General features: G+C 68.5%; 5 protein-coding genes and 1 rRNA gene. 4 read left to right on the top strand and 2 right to left on the bottom strand.

What is annotated here, in order from left to right; translation table 11 throughout:
- The 4 genes from E1266_RS35515 to E1266_RS35500 all read left to right on the top strand — a co-directional run.
- Nucleotides 1-1,054, top strand: a 1,054-nt coding sequence (locus E1266_RS35515; protein ID WP_347876773.1) for a diiron oxygenase, incomplete at its 5' end; no start/stop codon positions are given.
- 105 nt (nucleotides 1,055-1,159) lie between these two features.
- Nucleotides 1,160-1,978 (top strand): SDR family oxidoreductase, encoded by an 819-nt coding sequence (locus E1266_RS35510; RefSeq protein ID WP_132054710.1) that lies wholly within the window; start codon nucleotides 1,160-1,162, stop codon nucleotides 1,976-1,978.
- 161 nt (nucleotides 1,979-2,139) lie between these two features.
- The gene (locus E1266_RS35505) at nucleotides 2,140-2,640 is read left to right on the top strand and encodes a DUF523 domain-containing protein (protein WP_132054708.1); all 501 of its coding nucleotides are present in this window, start codon (nucleotides 2,140-2,142) and stop codon (nucleotides 2,638-2,640) included.
- Between the two features lie 63 nt (nucleotides 2,641-2,703).
- A complete protein-coding gene (locus tag E1266_RS35500; RefSeq protein WP_132054706.1) occupies nucleotides 2,704-3,594 on the top strand; it encodes a MarR family transcriptional regulator in 891 nt (296 codons plus the stop codon).
- Nucleotides 3,595-4,100: 506 nt separating this feature from the next.
- Here the strand turns inward: E1266_RS35500 and E1266_RS35495 are convergent.
- Nucleotides 4,101-4,550 (bottom strand): hypothetical protein, encoded by a 450-nt coding sequence (locus E1266_RS35495; RefSeq protein ID WP_132054704.1) that lies wholly within the window; start codon nucleotides 4,548-4,550, stop codon nucleotides 4,101-4,103.
- A 436-nt stretch (nucleotides 4,551-4,986) separates the two neighbouring features.
- A 5S ribosomal RNA gene (rrf, locus tag E1266_RS35490) occupies nucleotides 4,987-5,103 on the bottom strand.
- Nucleotides 5,104-5,111 lie beyond the last annotated feature (8 nt).

Here is a 5,111-nt window from a genome sequence, read left to right as displayed (position 1 = left end):
CCCGAACCCCGTCGGCCCCGTCCGACAGCACCACCCCGAGGGAGCGACCGACATGCCGAAGGCCCCCACCGAACTCGCCGACGAGGTCCGCGAGCAGGTCAAGGACAAGAAGTCGTATCTTGGCGTCATCGACCGCCTGAACAAGGCGTCGGTGGAGAAGCACTGGGAGGCTTACGCCGACATCCCCTGGGACGACCCCGAGTTCCAGGTGGACAAGAACGACCCGCGCTGGGTGCTGCCGGCGTCCGACCGGCTCGGCGAGACCGCCTGGTACCAGGCGCAGCCGCCGGAGGTCCAGGCGCAGATCGGGCTGTGGCGCGTCGCCACCGCGATGAAGATCGGCCTGCAGTTCGAGAACCTGCTGAAGCGCGGCCTGCTCAACTACGCCTACCGCCTGCCCAACGGCCGGCCGGAGTTCCGGTACGTCTACCACGAGACGACCGAGGAATGTCACCACGGGATGATGTTCCAGGAGTTCGTGAACCGGACGAAGATGCCGATCCGCGGCATGCCGCGCTCGCTCAGCTTCATCGCGCAGGCGGCGCCGTGGATCCCGCTGGTCAGCACCGAGATGTTCTTCGTGTTCGTGCTCGGCGGCGAGGACCCGATCGACTTCGTCCAGCGCAAGCACCTCAAGGGCGGGCAGATCAAGCACCCCCTCGAGGAGACCATCATGCGGATCCACATCGCGGAGGAGGCCCGGCACATCTCCTTCGCCCGGCACTACCTCAGGCACCGGGTCCCGAACATGCATCCGATGCGCCGCCGGATCCTCGGCCTCGCGACGCCCATCGTCCTCGGCGTCATGGCGCGGATCATGCTGTCCCCGCCCGGGCCGATGGTGCGGCATTTCGACATCCCGAAGGACGTCGTCCGACAGGCCTACCAGAGCGAGACGGCACGGGGCGAGATCTCCGACTCGGTCGGCAAGATCCGTGACCTGATGGCCGAGCTCGGCGTGATCAGCCCGGTCGGCAAGCAGCTCTGGAAGGCGTTCGGCATCTGGGACGAGCCGAAGAAGCGCCGCTCCGTCGGAACGGCCAAGGCCGCCTGACCCCCGCCCGTCGCGCGACTCGCGGCCCCGCCTCGGGCGGGGCCGCGAACCCGTAGAATCCCCCCGCAATTAACGCTGAATACAATTATCGAGCGGAGCGCCCCAATGAGCATCGCGATCGTCACCGGAGGAGCGTCCGGCATCGGCCGGGCGATCGCCACGGCCCTGGTGGCGCGCGGCGACACCGTCGTCGTCACCGACATCAACGCCGAGGGCGCCGAGACGGTCGCCGACAAGCTCAACACGCTCGGCAAGGGCAAGGCCGCGTCCGCGCACCTCGACGTCGCGGACGCCGACGCCGTCGCCGACCTGTACAAGGGCGTGCGAGCCGACCACGGCCGCCTCGACCTGGTCTTCAACAACGCCGGCATCGCGATCGGCGGCCTGGCCGAGGAGCTGACCCTCGACCACTGGAACCGCGCGATCGACGTCAACCTCAAAGGCGTCGTGCACGGCGTCCACGCCGCCTACCCGATCATGCTGGAGCAGGGATCCGGGCACATCGTCAACACGGCCTCCCTCGCCGGTCTCGTCCCGATGCCGATCGGTATCCCCTACACCGCCACCAAGCACGCCGTCGTGGGCCTGTCCCTCGCCCTGCGCGCCGAGGCAGCCGGCCGCGGCGTCAAGGTCAGCGTCGTGTGCCCGAGCTTCGTGGACACCCCGCTGTTGCACAACGTCAACCCGGACCTGCCGGAGACCGCGCTGAGCGGCGACGCGACCGCCGACATCTCCAAGGCGTCCCCCCGCTTCTACACGGCCGAGAAACTGGCCCGCGACGTAATGCGCGGCCTCGCCAAGAACCAGGCCCTCATCGTCGCCCCCGCCAGCGGCCGCGTCGCATGGCGCGGCGTCCGCCTCAACCCGAGCGCCGCCGTCCGCATCGCCCAGGTGGCCGTGAACCGCATCCGCGCGGGCAAGTGACCAACTGCCCCGCAGGGGCCGCGGCGTTCACGAGCCGCAGGACGGGCGGCACCTGTGCACATGCGCGGGCTCGCACGTTCAGGCGAGCAGCCTGGAGAGCATCCGCAGCACGCCTCTTCACCCGGCCCCTGGACGCCGCGCGGCCCACATAGTGTGAAGACGTGGAACGCATCCTGGTCAGCTCGTGCCTGGCGGGCCGACGCGTCCGCTACGACGGCGCGGCCAAGCCCGTCGGAGCCGACCTCTTCGAACGCTGGCGCACGGAGGGGCGCCTCATCCCGTTCTGCCCGGAGGTGTCGGGCGGCCTGGCGGTCCCCCGCCCACCCGCCGAGATCGTCGGCGGCGACGGGCACGCCGTCCTGGACGGGACCGCCCATGTCCGCACCGACGCGGGCGAGGACGTCACCACCGAGTTCCTGCGCGGTGCCCGCCTGGCTCTCGACACCGCCCGACGCTCCGGCGCCCGGATCGCCCTCCTCAAGGAAGGCAGCCCATCCTGCGGCAGCGACCGCATCTACGACGGCACCTTTACGGGCACGCCCATGTCCGGGGACGGCGTGACGACGGCCCTCCTGGAACGAGCAGGCATCCGGGTCTTCAGCGAGAACGACTTGGACGCCGTCGACGCCCTGCTGCAAACGCTCGAAGCAACGGGGTCCTGACCGAGTGGCCCAGCGCTGCACCGATACTTTCCATGGACATAGTTTCCAAGTAGAGTATCGATTATGACTTCGGACGACACCGCCACGGGACGGTTGCTGTGGCAGGTCACGACCCGCTGGCGGGCCGCGGTCGACCGTGCCGTCGCACCCCTCGGCCTGACACATGCCCAGTACACGCTGCTCGGCTCCCTGTACGGCCTGTCCCGGTCCGGCACGCGGCCCAGCCAGCGCGAACTCGCCGACTTCGCCGGCCTCGAACCGATCTACGTCTCCAAACTGGTCCGCGCACTCGAAGGCGCCGGCCTGGTCGTCCGCACCGAACACCCCGCCGACCCGCGGGCACTACAGCTCACCCTCACCGACAAGGGCACGGCGGTCATCCGCGAGGCCGTGACCGTCGTCCATGCCCTCCAAGAGGAACTCACCGCACCGATCGGCGGCATCTCCGGCCCGCGAAACCGCGACCTCATCCGCACGCTGCAAGACCTGCTCCACCCATCCGAAGGGAGCGAGAACATGACCGAGACCCGAGTGCTCACCGGACAGGACATCTCCGAGGCGCACGGCGCCGTCCGCAAGCTGCACGAACAGATCCTCCACGGCAGCGGCACCACCTCGACCGAACAGATCACCCTCCGCGTCGTGGCCGTCCGCGGCCCGTGGCCCACCCGTACCGCACTCCGCGACTACCTGCGGGACCAACCCCAACTCGCACTCGACCAGCCCGCCGCGGACCGGCTACTCGACAACCTGGAAGGGCGAGGACTGATCACCAACGACACGCCCGTAACCCTGACAGCGCAAGGAGAGGATCTGCTCAACCGCCTGACGGCCACGGTGCAGAACACCGCCGCCCGCCTCTACGAGGGCCTCTCCCCCGACGACCTGGCCGTGGCCCAGCGCGTCCTGACCAAGGTCACCGAACGAGCCGACGACCTCCGCCAGCAACTCTGACCGCCCAGAACCCGGAAGGACGGCACCAGCCGACATCCTCGCCCGGCGGCATCATCCACGCTCTCAGCCAGGAATCAAAGACCACTGCCACGAAGCCGCCAGAAGCGGGTTGAAGGCATCGGCGACACCCTCGGCCGCGTCCTGGACCTGGCCCACTCGACCGACGCCACCCCGCTGCGAGCCACGGAGCCGACCGCCGAACATCGGCTCGCATCCGCCGCCCCACATGTCCCGGTCGCCTGACGACCGGGCCCCGTACTCCGGTACGCAATAGCGGCTGTCTGCCGTGCCTCCGATGTGGATGCGGCCGCCAGGCTACGAACCGCGGCCCATCCGAGGGTCGATCCGCCCGCCTTGGCCGCCCTCAGCCCTCGCGTGTACGACCACCGCACCGACGACCCGCGTGGCCCGTCGTCGACCAGGAGATGGACGTACTCGCTGAAGCCTTCTCAACGAAATGAGTCGCGTTAGCCCATCTCAAGGGAAGGACCGAGGCCGCGTGCGCGCTACTCGGCTCTACTGCGGATGCCTGCAAGGAGGCGCCGCATGGCGACTGCATGGCCGCCCGTACCGATGACGAACCGTCGGTAGAGGCCACCAGCCAGACCAGGGAAGGCGGCTCGGCTCTCGGCGCGTATCCGCGACCGATCCGAACCGAAGGGTTCGATGCGGAAGATCAGGGCGTAAGACGAAAAGTGATGGCGTCCCCGAAGGACCAGCTCGCGTCCCGGGATCGCGGCGACTACCCGGAAACCGGGAAACGTCGAGCCCTCGGCAATGGGGCGTGGCCCCGACACCATGGAGTCGGCGGCCCGAACGAGTCTCGCGTAGCCGGCCACCCCACGACGGGAGGAGGATCGGTCCAGCGTTTCAAGGAGGCTGCTCCAGACGGCGTCGCCCCCCGCAGCGACGACCGTCACGTGCTCGTCAATGAAGGGCAGTGTAGCGATCTGCATCCAAGCCTCCCGCTGCCCTCCACGCACGGTGTAAGGGCTCAAGGCAAACGGTAGACGGCCCAGCGAGCGCAGCACGGTGCGCCCCCTGGCTTTCGCGCCCAGCCAGTCCCGCAGGCACGCCGGCACTGGAGACGACTCCTTCGAGGCTCACGAGTGTGCCTCGCCTCTGGGAGCTCGTGTCCACCACGTCATGCCGCAGTGCCGCCAGATATGGGATGAAACTGTCAGCCCCTTCTCCCTCCCTGGGTCGCGAAGGAACCATAACCCGCTGCGCATCGAGGTGAGCAGCTCCCAGACAACACGGGCACTCAGACCGTTCCGGCCCACTGAGGTTCCGATCATGGGGGGTTCTCGGCGAACAAGTTCCGGCGTCCATACTTGGCACAGAGATGAGGAAGGGCCCCGCCATAACGGCGAGGCCCTTCCCCCAATAAATGTCCGGCGGTGTCCTACTCTCCCACACAGTCTCCCATGCAGTACCATCGGCGCTGAAGAGCTTAACTTCCGGGTTCGGAATGGGACCGGGTGTTTCCCCTTCGCCAAAACCACCGAACGTCTCAA

The sequence above is a fragment of the Actinomadura sp. 7K534 genome (assembly GCF_004348575.1).
Taxonomy (GTDB): Bacteria; Actinomycetota; Actinomycetes; order Streptosporangiales; family Streptosporangiaceae; genus Spirillospora; species Spirillospora livida.
Note: the sequence above shows the minus strand (reverse complement) of the source record. Positions and strands in the feature narration are given on the sequence as shown.

Bases quoted from the DNA above. Each gene is read 5' to 3' on its own strand.
- E1266_RS35510 (WP_132054710.1), top strand. From the start codon at position 1,160: ATGAGCATCGCGATCGTCACCGGAGGAGCGTCCGGCATCGGCCGGGCG.
- E1266_RS35500 (WP_132054706.1), top strand. From the start codon at position 2,704: ATGACTTCGGACGACACCGCCACGGGACGGTTGCTGTGGCAGGTCACG.
- E1266_RS35495 (WP_132054704.1), bottom strand. From the start codon at position 4,550: ATGCAGATCGCTACACTGCCCTTCATTGACGAGCACGTGACGGTCGTC.